This window comes from Archangium violaceum, from assembly GCF_016887565.1.
GTDB lineage: Bacteria > Myxococcota > Myxococcia > Myxococcales > Myxococcaceae > Archangium > Archangium violaceum_B.
The window spans coordinates 5,925,845-5,941,482 of the sequence record NZ_CP069396.1 but is presented as its reverse complement, the minus strand read 5'-3'; the positions used below and the strand labels follow the sequence as shown (position 1 = coordinate 5,941,482).

At 68.9% G+C, this 15,638-nt stretch carries 11 protein-coding genes and 1 pseudogene; 6 read left to right on the top strand and 6 right to left on the bottom strand.

Features of this window, described 5'->3' with window-relative positions; all coding sequences use genetic code 11:
• Window positions 1-14 precede the first annotated feature (14 nt).
• Both JRI60_RS24075 and JRI60_RS24070 read left to right on the top strand, forming a co-directional pair.
• A complete protein-coding gene (locus JRI60_RS24075) occupies window positions 15-902 on the top strand; it encodes a TIGR02587 family membrane protein (RefSeq protein ID WP_204228230.1) in 888 nt (295 codons plus the stop codon).
• Window positions 899-1,279, top strand: a complete 381-nt coding sequence (locus JRI60_RS24070; protein WP_204228229.1) for a hypothetical protein — start codon at window positions 899-901, stop codon at window positions 1,277-1,279. Before JRI60_RS24075 ends, JRI60_RS24070 begins: the two co-directional genes overlap by 4 nt.
• 10 nt (window positions 1,280-1,289) lie before the next feature.
• On the opposite strand, the gene JRI60_RS24065 is transcribed toward JRI60_RS24070, so the two are convergent.
• Window positions 1,290-3,122 carry a CocE/NonD family hydrolase gene (locus JRI60_RS24065; protein WP_204228228.1) on the bottom strand — a complete coding sequence of 611 codons (1,833 nt, stop codon included), beginning with the start codon at window positions 3,120-3,122 and terminating at the stop codon, window positions 1,290-1,292.
• A 109-nt stretch (window positions 3,123-3,231) separates the two neighbouring features.
• On the opposite strand from JRI60_RS24065, the gene JRI60_RS24060 reads away from it, so the two are divergent.
• The 4 genes from JRI60_RS24060 (at window position 3,232) to JRI60_RS24045 (ending at window position 11,094) form a co-directional block, all read left to right on the top strand.
• On the top strand, window positions 3,232-4,365 hold the full coding sequence (locus JRI60_RS24060) for a serine hydrolase domain-containing protein (RefSeq protein ID WP_204228227.1): 1,134 nt from the start codon (window positions 3,232-3,234) through the stop codon (window positions 4,363-4,365).
• A gap of 49 nt (window positions 4,366-4,414) precedes the next feature.
• Window positions 4,415-6,787: a GH92 family glycosyl hydrolase gene (locus JRI60_RS24055; protein WP_204228226.1), complete on the top strand. Its 2,373-nt coding sequence runs from the start codon at window positions 4,415-4,417 to the stop codon at window positions 6,785-6,787.
• 151 nt (window positions 6,788-6,938) lie between these two features.
• Window positions 6,939-8,756, top strand: coding sequence for an ATP-binding protein (locus JRI60_RS24050; protein ID WP_204228225.1), 1,818 nt, complete (start codon window positions 6,939-6,941; stop codon window positions 8,754-8,756).
• Window positions 8,757-8,793: 37 nt separating this feature from the next.
• A complete protein-coding gene (locus JRI60_RS24045) occupies window positions 8,794-11,094 on the top strand; it encodes a hypothetical protein (protein ID WP_204228224.1) in 2,301 nt (766 codons plus the stop codon).
• Between the two features lie 428 nt (window positions 11,095-11,522).
• On the opposite strand, the gene JRI60_RS24040 is transcribed toward JRI60_RS24045, so the two are convergent.
• From JRI60_RS24040 to JRI60_RS24020, 5 genes and pseudogenes are all read right to left on the bottom strand, one after another.
• The gene (locus JRI60_RS24040) at window positions 11,523-12,542 is read right to left on the bottom strand and encodes a cytochrome P450 family protein (protein WP_204228223.1); all 1,020 of its coding nucleotides are present in this window, start codon (window positions 12,540-12,542) and stop codon (window positions 11,523-11,525) included.
• An 86-nt stretch (window positions 12,543-12,628) separates the two neighbouring features.
• A pseudogene (locus JRI60_RS24035) lies at window positions 12,629-12,990 on the bottom strand (DDE-type integrase/transposase/recombinase); the annotation flags it as partial.
• Between the two features lie 76 nt (window positions 12,991-13,066).
• Entirely contained in the window at window positions 13,067-13,429 is a 363-nt protein-coding gene (locus tag JRI60_RS24030; RefSeq protein WP_204228222.1) for a hypothetical protein, read from the bottom strand.
• The gene (gene sitA5, locus JRI60_RS24025) at window positions 13,426-14,712 is read right to left on the bottom strand and encodes a SitA5 family polymorphic toxin (RefSeq protein WP_204228221.1); all 1,287 of its coding nucleotides are present in this window, start codon (window positions 14,710-14,712) and stop codon (window positions 13,426-13,428) included. The genes JRI60_RS24030 and sitA5 overlap by 4 nt, the downstream gene beginning before the upstream one ends.
• A gap of 233 nt (window positions 14,713-14,945) precedes the next feature.
• Window positions 14,946-15,629, bottom strand: coding sequence for a hypothetical protein (locus tag JRI60_RS24020; RefSeq protein ID WP_204228220.1), 684 nt, complete (start codon window positions 15,627-15,629; stop codon window positions 14,946-14,948).
• Window positions 15,630-15,638 lie beyond the last annotated feature (9 nt).

The following is a 15,638-nucleotide window of genomic DNA, read 5'->3' as shown; positions in this document are numbered from 1 at the left end:
ACATTGGCGGCGCCATGGATGACGCGCGGCACGAGCCGGAGAGAACCGCTTCACCCGAGAGGCGCCACCGTCCGGTGATGGAGTCCCTGCGCGAGTACGGCCGGGGCATCGCGGGAGGGCTGCTCTTCAGCATTCCGCTGCTCTACACGATGGAGGTCTGGTGGGCGGGATTCATCACCCGACCCGCCCACCTGCTGCTCTACCTGCTGGGGACCTTCGTGCTGCTGCTCGGCTACAACCGCTACGGTGGCTTCCGGCGGGATGTGGATTGGAGCGAGGTGTTCACGGACTCGGTGGAGGAGCTGGGGCTGGGACTGCTTGTGTCCACGGGGGTGCTCTTCCTGATTGGCCGCATCACCGCGAACAGCTCATGGCCGGAAGTGGTGGGAATGGTGACGGTGGAGGCGGGCTCCGTGGCCATCGGGATATCCGTGGGCAGCGCGCAGTTCGGAGGCGGGGGCGAGAGCGGCAAGGAAGGGAACGAGGCGAAGGAGCGCGACGAGGCCGACCACGTGCCCGGACAGCTCGTCATCGGCTTCTGTGGAGCGGTGCTCTTCGCGGCCAACGTGGCGCCCACCGAGGAGATCGTGATGATCGCCGTGGAGCTGACACCCTTTCGGCTGTTGGGGACGGCGATGCTCTCACTGCTGCTCGGAGGACTCATCCTGTACCAGCTCGACTTCACGGGGGCGCACCGCTTCACCCGGCATCGCCGGCTGGGGGACGTGCTGATGGGCACGGTCATCACCTATGCGTTGGCGCTCGCCTCCGGGGCGCTGGTGTTGTGGTTCTTCGGTCGCTTCGACGGCAATGGATTGTCCACCTGCGTGGCGCAGGTGGTGGTCTTGGGATTCGCGGGGACGCTCGGCGCCTCCGCGGGAAGGCTGCTCATCCAATCATGAAGGCGAATTGGAACTGGCTGGAGCGGAGCGTCTTCGCGGTCAGCTGCGTGCTCGTGGCGGCGGTGCTGGGCTACGTGGTGGTCGACGCGTGGACGATGGGCGAGGCGCCTCCGGACCTGGTGGTCACCGTGGGCAAGCCCCTTCAGGGGAGTGGACACTGGCGGGTGCCCATCACGGTGGAGAACCGGGGAGAGGAGACCGCGGAGGAGGTCCGGGTGGGAGTGGACCTGCGCCAGGGAGGCGAGGTCCGGGAGCGCTCCGAGCTGTTCCTCTCCTACGTGCCCCGCCACTCCCGGCGGGAGGGCTGGGTGACCTTCCTCCACGAGCCCTCCCCCTCCGGATTGGAAGCACGACCGCTCGGTTACGCCAGACCCTGAGCGGCTGAGCTCAATGCACCAAAGCGGTGGGTGCTTCGGCCTGAAGCTCCACCGGCAGGAGGAGCCTCGACGCGCCCTCCCCTCCTCCGAGCTCCACCGTCTGCGCGGCCACCACGGGTGTCGTCTCCTCGTACCAGGGGCGCGCGGTGTTCAGGTGCGCCGACAGCATGGGGTAGTTCGACGAGGACACCCAGAGCCCGAGCCGATGGCCCTTCGGCAACACCCAGGAGGTCGGATAGAAGTCGATCTCCACCTCGCGTTCGCTGCCCGGTATGTACGGCAGAGGAGCTGGCGTGTCCGCCAGGGGCAGACGCAGGGTCGCCGCGCCATCGGTGACATGCACCGCGCGCCCCTTCTCATCCACGTCGACGAGCTTGGCGACGAAGGCGGTGTCCTCCGCGCTCGAGCGCACGCGAAGACGCAGCCGCGCGCGGCCAGCGATGCGCACGTCGGACTCCGACGTGGGCCCAACGAAGCGCAGCACGTCCTGCCGCGCGCACGGCCACGTCTGCACCACCGGGCCCGGCGTGATTCCCTGGCGGCCCAACATGGCGAAGGCCAGTCCTCGGGCCCCTCCCTCGCTCTTCCATGGCTCGGCGGGGTCGTAGCGGTAGGTCAGCGACGCGGGGGCGTCCGGTGACTGGCCGCTCAGCGATGCCGAGGCACACTCCCCAGGCGCCCCTCCGGCCGGAGTCGTGTCCAGGAAGAGCACCTGATCCCGCGTCGCGGGAGGCCACGCGGGCAGGACCCGGGCGCCGCTGTCCCCGTGCCCCGCGACGACCACGCGGCCCGCCTCGTACGGCAGGGGCACACCCTGGAGGGCATGGCGCAGCCACGGGATGGTGAACCCCCACTGATTCATGTCGTCCTTGATGCCGGGGGTCTTCACGGCCCCGCTCTGCGAGCCCAGGTGGTTCCACGGCCCCAGCACCATCACGCTCCGCTCGCGCGAGGCGAGTGACTCCCAGGTGCGAAGCGTCGCCGGCAGGAAGGGATCATCGAAGCCACCGACGAGGAGCATCGGAACCGGGAGCCGTTCGGGCATCCGCCGCAGGGCCTCGGTCTCCGGTCGCCGCCACAGGCCGCCCCCGGGCTCCAATGCGTTCAGCCACTCCCGATAGAACGGAAGCGGCGCGCCGATGGCCGCGACATCGGCCTCGAGATGCGGCCGGTGCTCGAGCATCATCCGGTAGGCCTTCCCCGAGTCACGGGTCCCCTGACGACCCGGCATGAAGGCCGCCCAGGCCGTCAGCAGCTCATGAGGGAGGAGCCCCCGCTCGGAGACCACCTCCCGCAGGTCCGTGCCGAAGATGGAGACGACCACCGTCTTCACCTCGACCGGCAGCTCCCCCGTCGCCGCGGCGAGCGCCGTGCCTCCGAGGTACGACATGCCGTAGAGCGCGACGTTGCCGTCGACGAAGGGCTGCCCCACCAGCCAGCGCAGGGTGTCCTGGCCATCGGAGACCTCGTTCATCAGGGGCCACCACTCGCCGCCACTGGCCATCCGACCCCGCACGTCCTGCATCACGCAGCCCAGGCCGTAGCGGACGAACAGATCGCAAGTCAGATCGATGAAAGGCCCCAGGTCGTAGGGGTTGCGGATGAGCACCACCGGTGCGCGCTCCACCCCCTTCGGCAGGAGGATGCGCGTGGACAGCTCCACACCATCCCGCATGCGCACGGTTTCCTTTCGCCAGGCTCCCGGCTCGTGGGTGAAGGCCGGAAGATCATTGGATGACCGCCGATCTTCCTGGATGGCGTTGCGCACCAGGCCACAGCCCGCGGTGCAGCACCCCAGGAGGACGACGAACCACCGGACCCAGAACGCTCGAACACTCCGCATGCGCCGAGGGTACCCACAATCGAATCCGGGTGACAGATGCGCGAGGCACGGGTGTTTGAGTGCGCGAACCGCACGGGCCGCGAACGCGGACCCCTCTTGGAAGGCACGAATGCACATCTCTCGTTTCGGACGAATCTCCCTGGGTACGGCACTGGCGTTGTGGCTCACGGGCTGTGAAACGGAACCACCCCCTGGCGGGGAGACCCCCGTCTCCACCTGTGAGCGGCTCGCGCCTCGATTGCAGAAGGCGCTCGAGACCTCCCTCCAGGAGGAGGACCTCCCCGGAGTCACGGCCTCGCTCCGCCTCCAGGACTGCACCTGGCATGGAGCGACGGGCAAATCCTCGATGGAGCCCGCCACCGACATGAAGGCCGAGGACCGGCTGCGCGCCGGCAGCATCACCAAGACGTATGTCGCCACGGTGATGCTACAGCTCCAGGCGGAGGGCAAGCTGTCGCTGGACGCCCCGCTGTCGACCTGGTTCCCCGACTTCCCCCGCGCGAACGAGATCACCGTGCGCCGGTTGCTGAACCACACGAGCGGCGCGGCCAACTACACCACCCTTCCAGACTTCGCCGCCCAGCTCGAGAGCAATCCGGGCAAGGTCTGGACTCCAGAGGAGCTCATCGCCCTGGGCGCCTCCGCTTCCCCCGAGTTCGAGCCGGGAACGAAGTGGAGCTACTCCAACACCAACTACATCCTCGCCGGGCTCATCATCGAGAAGGTGACCGGGACGCCGCTCACCCAGCAGCTGCACACGCGCATCTTCGAGCCCCTGGGCTTGAAGAACACGGGACTCGATGGCCTCGAGCCGCTGCCCGCCCTCACCGTGCGCGGCTATATCCGCCCGTCGCCCGAGAGCACCACCTGGATGGACTACACCGACGTGCTCCACCCGAGCGCGGCGGGGAGCGCGGGTGCCCTGGCGTCGACCGCCGACGAGGTCAGCGCCTTCTACCAGGCGCTCCTCGGGGGCTCGCTCCTCCCACCCCAACAGCGCGAGGAGATGCGCCAGTGGGTGTCACTCCAGTCGCCGGAGTACCCCGCCTACGGACTGGCGCTCGCGAAACTGCCGACTCCGGCGGGCGAGCTGCACTGCCATGACGGCAACATCCCCGGCTTCTCGGCCCTCGCCGGCTACCTTCCCGAGCGCAAGGCGGCCGTCGCCGTCCTGATCAACAAAGAGGACGCCAACGCCGTGGGCACCCTGGGACGGCTGCTGGAGATACTCGCCTCGCCGTGAGGCAACCGTGTAAGACCCCCGTGGATTCTCGCATCGGAGAAGGGAAACCATGCACAGGGGTCATCATCAGCGTACGCCCGGCGCACGTCGTCGCGGCGTACTCGCACTCATCGCGGCCTGCGGCGTGTTGGCTACGTCGCCCGCCGGGGCCGGCGCACTGGAAGACAAGGCCTACGGCTCGGTGGATCCATTCATCGGCACGGGTGGCGACGGCCACACGTTCCCGGGAGCCACCGTCCCGTTCGGAATGATCCAGCTGAGTCCCGATACGCAGATCCGCCACTTCCGCGAGAGCTACAAGTGGGCGGCCGGCTACCGCTACGACGACGGCAGCATCCTGGGCTTCTCCCACACGCATTTCTCCGGGACCGGGCACTCGGATCTCGGTGACATCCTGGTGATGCCCCTGTCGGGAGAGGTCCGGCTGGAGCCGGGTGAGGTGGACAAGCCGCGCAGTGGCTACCGCTCGCGTTTCAGCCACGACACCGAAAAGGCCGAGCCCGGCTACTACGCGGTCACCCTCGCGGATGAGGACATCCGCGCCGAGCTGACGACGAGCCGGCGCGTCGGCCTGCACCGCTACCGGTTCCCGGAGAACGCACCCGCGCACGTGCTGGTCGATCTGCGCTCGAGCATCTACAACTACCCGGGCAAGGTGCTGTGGTCCCGGTTGCGCGTGCACAAGGACGGCACGATCACCGGCTTCCGCGAGCTCCGGGGCTGGGCGCCGGGCCGGCAGCTGTACTTCGCCATGCGCTTCTCGCGGCCACTGGCCGGACACGCGCTACACAACCGCGAGGAGAAGATCGACTACAAGGGCTTCGCGCCTCCAGGCCGGGGGACCGCCGAGCGCGCGCTGCTCGAGGGCCGGGAGCTGGTCGGCGTGTTCGACTTCGGCGCGCTGAAGGAGCGCGAGCTGCTGGTGAAGGTGGCGATCTCCCCGGTCAGCGAGGACAACGCCATCCGCAACCTGGACAGCGACCTGCCGGGCTGGGACTTCGAGGCCACCCGGACCGCGGCGCGCGAGGCATGGAGCAAGGCGCTCTCGGTGGTGGACATCGACGCGCCCGCGCCGATGCGGAAGATGCTCTACACGGCGATCTACCACTCGCTGATCGCGCCCAGCCTGTTCACCGACGCGGACGGCCGCTACCGGGGCCCCGACAACCAGGTCCATCAGGCCCAGGGGTTCGAGTTCTACTCGACGTTCTCGCTCTGGGACACCTACCGCGCCGAGCACCCCCTGCTGACACTCATCCAACCGGAGCAGCGCAACAACGACCTCATCCACTCGCTGCTCGCCTCGCAGCGGACGAGCCCCCACGGCGTCCTGCCCGTCTGGCAATTCCATGGCCAGGAGACGTGGTGCATGATCGGCTACCACGCGGTGCCGGTGATCGCCGATGCCTTCATGAAGGGCATCCGCGGCTATCCGGTGGACCAGGCGTTCGACGCCATGGTGGCCAGCGCGACCTACGGGCCCTACGGGGGGCTCGAGCACTACATGAAGCTCGGCTACGTGCCGATCGACAAGGAGCCGGAGGCGGCCTCCAAGACGCTCGAGTACGCCTTCGATGACTGGACGATCGCGCGAATGGCGCGCGAGCTGGGGCGCGAGGACGTGGCCAAGAGCTTCGAGCAGCGCGCGAGGAACTACCGCAACGTGTTCGACACGAAGACGGGCTTCGTGCGCGCGCGCAAGAGCGACGGCGGCTACCGCGAGCCGTTCGATCCAGCGGCGGTCGGCTACGGCAGCGACTACACCGAGGGGAACGCCTGGCAGTACTCCTGGTACGTGCCGCAGGACACGGCCGGGTTGATCAAGCTGCTCGGTGGGGACGCGAAGCTGACGGCGAAGCTGGACGCGGTGTTCGACACCCGGGTGTCACCCGAGGCCTTCGCGCACGTCGAGGACATCTCCGGGCTGATCGGCTACTACGCGCACGGCAACGAGCCGAGCCACCACGTCGCCTACCTGTACAACCACACGGGGCAGCCCTGGCGCACGCAGGAGCGGCTGAAGCAGATCATTGACAGCCAGTACAAGGCGACGACGGACGGGCTGGCCGGCAACGACGACTGCGGCCAGATGTCGGCCTGGCTGGTGTTCACCGCGCTTGGCTTCTATCCGGTGACGCCGGGCAGCAATGAGTACGTGATCGGCCGGCCCTTCGTGGAGCGCGCCGCGATGACCCTGCCCAACGGCAAGCGCTTCACGGTGGTGACGGAGAACCTCGGGGACGGCAACCCCTACATCGGCAAGGTGACACTCAACGGCAAGCCCCTGGAGCGCAGCTACGTGCGCCACGAGGAGCTCCTGGCTGGTGGTGAGCTGCGCTTCGTGATGCAGTCCAAGCCGAACAAGAAGTGGGCAACCCGGCCGGACAGCCGGCCCTACTCCCTGTCGCCCTACTCACACTGAGGGGAGAAGGCACAGGCTCGGGTGCATCGGTCAGGAAGGCCGACCCGCCGCGTCCATCGGGGCGGAGCGCGTGCCGGGTCGCATTCCGCCGCGTTCCCCTCCCCCACCGGGCTCGCATAGTCTGCGGGTCCTGTTCCTTGTCGGAGAGCGCGTGAGTCCTGTTGCCGAGTTGGTGCGCACCCAGGTGGACCTGGGTGGGTTGATGCGGGTGCTGGCCAACAACATGTACTCCACCCCCGAGGTGGTGGTCCGCGAGCTCGTGCAGAACGCGCACGACAGCTGCACGCGCCGGCGGCTGGAGGACGCATCCGCCCCGGAGGCCCGCATCCTCGTGGTGCCGGACGCGGCCGCTGGCACGCTGTCCATCGTGGACAACGGGGCGGGGCTCACCCGCGAGGAGATCGACCGCTACCTGGCCACCGTGGGCGCGGGTTACACCGGGCGCCTCCGGGCCGCGGGCGCGGACGCGGGGCTCATCGGCCAGTTCGGCATCGGATTCCTCTCCGCCTACGTGGTCAGCACGCGGGTGGACCTCTACACCACCTCCTTCCAGACGCCGCAGGAGGGGTGGCACTTCTCCAGCGCCGGTGGCGAGCGCTACACAGTGACCCCGCACGCCGCGCAGAACGTGGGCACGCGCGTGGTGCTCCAGCTCTCCGAGCGCTTCCGGCCCCTGTGTGACGCTCCCACGTTGGAGGCCCTGCTGCAGCGCTACTGCTGCCTGCTGCCCCTGGCCATCCACGTGAGCAGCCCGGAGCGGCCCGCCATCAACCGCCCCCCGCCACCCTGGCGCGAGGCGGAAGCGCACTCGCCCCTGCGCCGACGTTCGCTCGAGCGCGCCTTCGCCGCGCGCTTCGAGCGACGTTTCGAGCCGCTGTGCACGCTGCCCGTCACCCCTGGCAACGGGGGCGGTGCGCGCGGCCTGCTGTGGCTGCATGACGGCGCCACGTACGGCACCTCCGACAACCGCAACCTGTCCGTCTTCGTGCGCGGCATGCTGGTGAGCCGCGACGCACGCGAGCTGCTCCCGGAGTGGGCCGGCTTCGTGGGCGGCGTGCTCGAAGCGGACACGCTCACCCCCACGGCGAGCCGTGAGGACGTCCAGCGCGACGCGGCCTTCGACGTGACGGCGGAGCAGGTGCGCGAGTGCCTCATCGACGGGCTGTCCCGGCTGGCCCGCGAGGACGAGCCCACCTGGCGGCGGCTGCTGCAGCGGCACAACGAGGCCCTGCTCGGGGCGGCCCTGTGTGACGAGCGGCTCTTCACCCTGCTCGCGGACGCGCTCAAGGTGCCCACCACCGAGGGCGACCTCACCCTGCCCGCGGTGCATCGTCGCAGCGGGGGGCGGCTGCATGCCTCCACGGGAGAGAGCGGAGGGCCCGAGGAGGTGCTCTGCCGCGCGCTCGGCGTCCCGGTGGTGGACTCGGGCCGCTACGCCGCGCTGCCCTTCACCCGGAGGTGGGCCGAGCGCCAGGGGCTGCCCGTGCTGCAACTGGGCACGCGCGAGGGCAACGCGGCCCTCTTCCCCCGCGTCCAACTGGAGCCCGCGCAGGAGGAGCGGCTGCGCGCCCTCTTCGCGCAGGAAGGCGTGGAGCTGGTGCCGAGCCGCTTCTCCCCTTCCGCCCTGCCCCTGGTGCTGGTGCCGGACCGGGAGGCCGAGCTGAAGGCCCGGCTCGAGGCGGATGCGGCGGACAAGCGCATCGGGGCCGCGGTGCTGTCGCTGGCGCGCGGCTTCACCGCCACCATCACCTCCCGCGCCCAGGCTCGCCTCTACCTCAATATGGACGCCCCCACGCTGCAGGCGCTGCTCGCGGCCCCCGAGGACCGGGCACGCTCCGCCGGGCGGCTCCTCTCCGGCCTGTGCACGCTCCTCTCCCACCGCGACGAGCGCGCCGGCGCACCCGGCGTGGCCTCCGCCCTGGAAGGCATTTCCGCGGCCCTGTGCGCGCTGCTCCCTCCCTCCGTCTGATCCATCCCCCGACCTTTTTCGAGGAAACACGCCCGTCATGGACATCTGGAAGTGGGTGAACGAAGCCGAAGCCGAAGCACGCCGCACGGGGAACGAGCGCCTCGCCGAGCTCATCGATCGGCTGCCCACCCTCGTCACGAATGACGCCCACGTGCAGGTGGACGCCCTCATCCCCGAGGCGCTCGCGCTCGCCCGCCAGACGAAGAGCCCGTGGCTGGAGGTCTTCTTCCGGCACTGGAACCTGCAGAGCCGCATCTTCCACCGCTCCGAGCCGGGGGAGTGGCTCTCCGAGTCGATCTCGCTCCTGGAGCTCGCCCACCGCGAGGACACGCGCGAGTGCCCCCAGAGCGTCTGCGTCACCCAGGACGTGGCCGGCTGCTATGGGCGCGCGGACGGCCCGGGCTGGGCGGCCGAGCGCAAGGCGGTCGTCCTCGAGACGCTCGCGCGCATCGACCCCACCTGGCCGTGCTTCACGTGCCTGTCCACCGAGTACTTCCTGGGCCTGATGGACGAGGAGCGCCCCGAGGAGGCGCTGGCGTGGCTGGAGAAGCAGGACGCCGCCCTGGTGGCCGCCGGACAGGCCCACAAGCGCAAGTACCTCCTGAGCGAGCGCGCCAACGTGCTCCTCGCGCTGGGCCGGTTGCCAGAGGCGCTCGCGGTGGCGGAGGAGGCCGAGGCGGAATCGACGTCGGACTCCACCCGGATGGAGGGGCGCATCCTGCGGGCGCGGGTGCTCGCGCGTCTGGGGCGCACCTCCGAGGCCCTCGAGGCCCTGCCCTCCCTGTCCGCGGTGCGCGCCACGCCCAGCCACTATGGCGACTGGGCGGACGCCCTCGTGCAGCTGATGAAGGCCGGGGCCGTCCGAAACGACGCCAACCTGGAGCGCACACTGCTGGAGTTCGCCGAGCGGCTCGCGAGCACGGGGGCCATCCGCCAGGCGTTCCGCCTGGAGGTGCGGCGTGCCGAGGCCGCACTGGAGCGGGGCCAGCAGCGCTCCGCCCTGCACGCGTGCGCGAAGCTCGAGGCGCTCCTGCCCCGGCTGCGCAAGCCCCTGGGCGCGGACGAAACGCTGCGCCGTCTGCGGGCGCGCGCGGAGGCCCTCACCCCCGCGCGTCCGCCCGAGCTGCCCGAGTCGGCCGCGGCGCTGCTCGAGAAGGCGGCGGAGGCCCCCGAGGACGTGCTCCAGCTGCTCGACGCGGCACGGACGCGCTGGCCCGGGGAACGGGCGACGCTCGTGCACGCCCAGGCGAAGGCACTGGAGCAGCTGGGCCGCGGCGAGGAAGCGGAGGTGGCGCTGCGCTCGCTGCTGGACGCGGACGCGCACCCCACCCCCGATGTCGTGCGGGAGCTCGGCATGAACCTGCTCGAGCGGCGGCGCTTCACGGAGCTGCACGCCCTCATCGACTCGGTGCTGGCCGCGTCCGGTGACACGCCCCTGCGCGTGGAGGCGTACCGGCTGCGGGCCCGGGCCGCGCTCGAGACGGGCGAGAAGGCCGCGGCCAAGGCCGCGATGCGCGAGATGCTGGAGCTCGACCCGGAGCTGCGCGGTACCACCCTGACTCTCGCGGCCCTGGAGCGCGACACGGGTGAGCGGGAGCAGGCCCTGGCGCGGCTGGACGCCGCCGTGGCCCGCTGGCCGGAGCCGGGGCCGCACGACTGGGACCGGATGCTCGTGGCCACCCTGCTCGGGCGTTGGGACGTGGTGCGCGCGTCCGCCGCACGGCTCGAGTTCAAACTGCCCGGGGACTCCGGCCCGGTGGAGGAGGAGTGGGAGGCGTGCCAGCTGCGCTACACCGAGCCGGACGGCACCTTCACGGAGGTGTGGGCGCGGCGCACCGGCCCCGTCACCGCACGGGTGCACTCCATCGCCATGCCCGATGCCCCCCAGCACATGGGGGACATCGTGGCATTCGACGCCACGCCGCTCAACGAGGGCCCCGCGGAGGGAGAGGAAGAGGAGCACTCGTGGCTGTACCCCGTCGTGGAGGTGCTCCGGCCGGGCGGATACAGCGTCTTCGCGCTGGACGGCGCGGGCCCGGGCGACGAGGTCATCGAGCGGATGCACGAGGCGATGGCGGCGTATGGAGCGCGCCTGTCGGTGCGCACCGCGGACACGTACCGGCTGATGACCCCGGAGGGGGAGGAGGTTCCCGGGTTCTTCGCGTTGCTGGCCGTACCGCCGGGCGTGGACCTGGGTGAGGTGGAGGCGAGCCTGCACCGGTGTACGGAGGGGCTGCCGTATCCACTGCTGTGGCCCACGCTGCTGGAGAAGATGGGGAGGCAACAGCAGGCGGAGGCGCAGCGCACGGTGGCGGAGGAGTGGGAGATTTCGCTGTGACGAGGACGCAGAGGAAAGGCTGACGGGACATCGCCAGGAGGAGCCGCCATGCTCGGGATGGGGCGGGGGCGGCGCAAACGGCCGGAAGTCCTATGAAAACCGCCCTCGACGCTCTCGAGGGTTCTCGCCGGATGCCTCTGGCGGCAGGTTCGCCTCCTCTGCTCCTACCTGGGGGCGCGTCACGCTCCTCTCCTCCGCACCTGCTTGGGGGAGCACCTACGGCGGCGCCGTCTGTACGATCGACGCGGCCAACTCCTTCATCAACTCCACCACGTGCGAGACGCAGATCCTCACCGTCATTCAGTGAGCTGAGCCGTGCACCGTCTGGGGTGGCTGCGCAGACAGCCACCCCAGGCGGGAGAGGGATTGAGCCGGACGCGCGCCTGGAGCACCGTGCGCGTCCCCTCTCGTCAGACACTGCGCCGGTTCTACGCGGCGGACCGTCCAGCCGCCGAGCCGTCCAGGGACACGGAGAGGGGCAGCGCCTCCAAGCCGCGCAAGCCGATGTTGGGACGCCAGCGCAGCTTCTCCGCCGGCACCGCCAGGTCGAGGCGCGGGAAGCGCCGCAGCAGCGCGGGGATGGCGACCCGGGCCTCCAGCCGGGCAAGCGGAGCGCCCAGGCAGTAATGGATTCCGTACCCGAAGGACACGTGCCGATTCGGGCTGCGGGTGATGTCCAGCTTGTCCGCGTCGGGGAACGCCGTCTCGTCCAGGTTCGCCGAGGCGATCAGCAGGGTGATCGTGCTGCCCTTGGGAATGGGGACGCCCGCGATCTCCACATCCTCCCTGGCGAAGCGCGGCGCCACGACCCCCACCGGGTTGGTGAAGCGCAGCATCTCCTCGATGGCGCTGTCGATGAGGTCGGGCTGCTCGCGCAACTTCTGGAGCTGGCCGGGGTGCCGCACCAGCTCCAGCACGCCGTTCCCGATGAGGTTCACCGTCGTCTCGTGCCCGGCGAAGAGCAGGAGGAAGACCATGGAGATGAGCTCGTCCTCACTGAGCCGGTCCCCGCCTTCCTCGGCCTGCACCAGCGCCGTCACCAGATCATCCCCCGGCTGCTCGCGGCGCAGTTTCACCAGCTTCCGGAGGAACCTGTTCAGCCGGAGCATGTTGGGGTAGTTGCGAATGAACGAAATGGGGGTCACCGCCGAGGAGTCCAGGACCTTGGCGATCAGCCCGCGGAAGCTGATGCGGTCGGACTGGGGGACGCCGAGCATCTCCGCGATGACCGTCAGCGGCAGGGGCAGCGCGAAGTCCTCCATGAGGTCCACGACCGGCTTCCGGGCGGCGGCGTCCAGCAGGTCTTCGGTGATCTGCGCCACCCGCCCGTTCAGGTTCTCGACCATGACGGGGGTGAACGCCTTCTGGACGAGGTTGCGCAGGCGGCGGTGATCCGGCGGATCCTTGAGCACCATGCTGGAAACGAGCAGCCTCAGGATGGTCGGCATCCACCACCGGTCCAGGGAGGAGCCACCGGGGACGTTCCGGCGGTCATTGGCGAACTGAGCTTGCCCCGGTTACGTGGACAGTAGGGTTAAGATGCCAACTTCTGCGGTAAGGCCGCAAGCTCAAAATCCACTGGACTGACGTAGCCCAGTGAAGAGTGCCGCCGCTGGCGGTTGTAGAAGACCTCGATGTACTCGAAGAGGACTGGATGCCCCGAGCGGCCAGCGCCTGCTGGTAGTCGGTGCTGGCGTACTGGCTGCCCCGGTCCGAGTGGTGCAGCAGTCCTCGCGGTGGCTGACGTCCCTTGAGCGCCATGTCCAGCGCGTTGAGCACCAGGTGCCGGTCGATGTGCTCGCTCATGGACCAGCCCACCACCTTGCGCGAGAAGAGGTCCATGACGACGGCCAGGTAGTGAGCCTGCCCCGATTTTGTGAACACACCTGATAAGTCGGCTCACGGGAGGTCGTGTCCGTGGAGCGAAGAAAAGGCAGAGTGCGCTTGCGCCCGGGCAAGGACTTGTCCCTGCTCATGGGAACTCGAGCGTGCCCTCGCGCCACATCTTGAGCGTGTACTCCGCTCGTGTCCGGATACGTCCTGGGCAGGCAGCAAGCTCCAGCAGAACAGGTTCCCCCTGCTCTGGAGCGAACTCAAGCGCGTGTGCCGCCACACAAGCACGGACGTTCTCGTCCTCCCTCCTCAACAGAGGGAGGAGCTGGGAGGCCGCCGCTCGACTCCGGATCTCACGGTAGGCACTTGCAATCCTGTCATGGGCGCGATTGGCAGCGCGATGATCCGCAGCGGTCAGCGCCTGTCCGTAAGCAAGCGCCGCCTGCTCGTACTCTTGGACGATCTCCTCGATGCTCGCCTTTTGAATGTTGCGCACGTTCATGGAATGGCTCCGTAGTCCCGGAGGATCTTCAAACCGAACTCGCGTTGGGCCTGGAAGGATTGGCCACTCAGCCACTGCCGCACGGTTTGTCCACCTGAGAAGAGAGGATCTCTAGACGAGTAGTACGAGCTGATCTGCCGATGAATCTCTTCATCAATGGCGATCACGTTCTCGGTGTTATGAAGGGCATGGGGACCGAACTGCTGCGTGTTGCCCTTCGTCTGTTCGACGATGTGGTGCCACTGCTTCCCCTTGCCCGCCGAACCCAAGGCACTCTTGAGGCCGTTGAACGAGCCCCAAGACCTGAAACCGACAGGACCGACTCCTGCTGCGGTTCCTCCCAGGCCCTGGGACACGACGGCGACCGCCATGGCTGGCAGGGAGATGATGACCGTGTTTCCTATAACGGCCACCTCACTCACTTGTCCCACGCTCGCCAGGTGGATGCCTACCCGCGAGGCCCCCGCCACCGCTGCCTCCGTGAAGTTGGGCAGCATCGACAGCCGCGAGGCCAAAAACGCAGCCCCCCCGGTCATTCCATGACTCACCCCCACGGTGACCGCGAGGACGAAGACGCGCGCAACCTCCGGCCCCACCCGGTTGGCGAAGCGCTGGCCAGCCTGCTCCAACTCCGCCCACGTCGTGGCCCGGTCGGTGGCCCATTTCAGCTCCCGGCTCGCGTCCACCACCTCCAGGAAGGTCTCCACTCCCAGGTAGATCAGCAGGACCGCTGAGACGATGGCCGCTGCCTTGGTGAACACGGGCTCGGGATTCGCCGCCAGTACAGCCCAGGTGATGAGGCCCGTGGCAATGACGGTGTAGAAGAGCTGAGGGGCCAGGGTCTTCTCCACCGCCCTGGCGATGCTCTCATTGAGAGGCTCCAGCGACAGGCCCAGGGCCACGCCCAGCTTGTCCCACTCGCTCAGAGCCATCATGTCGTCGAGTAGCGACAGGCAGTCTCCTCTGCGCTGGCCCGGCTGGCAGATGCCGCCGAAGCTCTTGCCCATGAGACGCTGCCATCGATTCTCCGCGTCGTTGCTGGGGTAGGATGCACGCACCAGCTGGCTTCGCCGAGGAGACTGGAGCGTCAGGGTCTCATTCAGCACCAGTTGCGTCAGCGCCTCCTCGAACGCTTCCGCGGCCACCTTCACGGACTTGTTCGAGGAGGAGGGCTTGTACTCCAGGGGCGCGCCCTGCCCCGTGTCGAGGCGTATGACACCAGGGGTGGCGCACGCATTGAGCAGGGCGATGAGCAGGACCGCGACGCCCAGACGGGTTGGCATGAGACTCTTTCCAGATGGAGGAGGAGTAGAGCCGCCAGTTGCTCTGGGGAGGCTGGGTAGAGCTCGCCCTCACCGAGTACTCGGCGTAGACGACGAGCAGCAGCTTGCCCTCGAGGTGGAAGTAGCCGTCCGGCGTGACGCACTTATCAGCAACAGGAAGTCGATACTCACCGCTGAGGGGAGACGGCTGGCGGATGGGAGGGGGCGGTGAATCGCCTCCCTCCCTGCCCTGCCTAGCTCGCGGACGCCAACCAGGGCGTCGTCTGCGAGAAGTCGTAGATGCGCTCGATGGCGATCTGCTTGTAACGCTCGACCTTCACGGCGCGCCGGGCGCACTCCCAGACGAGCTCCACGGGAGGACGATCCGGCTCCTTCTTCTTGCGCCGCTTCACCTCGGCCTTGATGGACTTCACGGCCACGCGCGGGTGGAAGCAGAAGGCGGAGGAGAACAGCAGGTGCCCGGCGAAGGGAATGAGCCGGGCCTCCAGCACGTCCCCCGTCTCCAGGCCCGCCACGGTGCGGCGCTCGGTGACGTCGAAGTCCTTGCCGGAGAAGAGCTCGCGCAGGCGCACCATGCCCTTGCCCAGCTTGCGCACCTCGAAGAGGCCGTGGACGGTCTCCGTGAAGCAGCGGAAGGCGTTGGCCTCCTCGGGCGAGGCCCCCTGCTGCCGCAGCTGGTACAGCTCCGCCGCTGGCGTCAGCTTGGAGATCGGCGAGACGCGGTCGAACAGGTAGTAGTCCAGGAAGGACGCCATCCGCAGCTCGAAGATCTGGTCGTCCTCGAAGACCTCGCCCGTGAGACGCAGGTACTCCGCCTTGGCGTCGAGCAGGTCCGGCTTGCGCGACTCCTGGCTCCCGAAGGCGATCAGCTGATCCAGGTAGGGCTGGTACGACAACGGCGAAAGAGGGGATTCCATGGGGCTACG